We start from the raw sequence: 633 nt of genomic DNA on the forward strand, positions 1-633 counted from the left end.
GTCCCGCTCGCTGATGCCGAGTTTCGCGAAAGCAAGGGCCAGCTCGAAATCCTCAACGTCATCACTGGCGACTGATCTCTAACAACTCACCCCTTTATTTATCATCATGAAAGACCTCGTATTAGGAAGTCACCTTTGGTTTGCCCGTCTTGGCTCGACCATTGATGGCACTGTCGTCACCGAGAGCGCGGTGCCTATTTTCGCAACCACCAAGGCGGAATGGCTCAAGCTGCCGAGCTGTGAACAATGGGAACCGCGCCCGCCGAGCAACTTCGTTTCGCGTCGTGCTCCGGGGACTGGCACCGGCACCTATGGCGTGCGCACCCGCATTCCACTGGGCGGCGACGACTTCACCCACGCCTTCAACGTGCAGGAATTCGGCAAGCTCGACTTCGAGCTGTTGCTCAACGCGGCCAGCGTCGATCAAGCCACCGGCGCTTATGTCACCAATACCAAAGTCGAGCCAGTCGTCGGCTGGCTGCACCGCCAGGCATTGCACGGTGAAACCATCATCGATGAGGCGGACGAGCTCGTGCAATTGACCAGCGAGGCGTTCCAGTTTGGTGAAAACCTCAATCCGCACGCGCTGATTGCCACCGTGCTGAACAACACCCTCAACGCCGGTAAAATCAC

Annotated in this window: 1 protein-coding gene; it reads left to right on the plus strand. The window is 58.0% G+C overall.

The annotated features are described in order from the left end of the window. Window positions 1-106 precede the first annotated feature (106 nt). Window positions 107-633: hypothetical protein (locus tag JIN85_RS20815; RefSeq protein WP_200274469.1), on the plus strand; the 527-nt coding region annotated here is incomplete at its 3' end.

The sequence above is a fragment of the Luteolibacter pohnpeiensis genome, assembly GCF_016595435.1.
In the GTDB taxonomy this organism is placed as follows: Bacteria; Verrucomicrobiota; Verrucomicrobiia; order Verrucomicrobiales; family Akkermansiaceae; genus Luteolibacter; species Luteolibacter pohnpeiensis.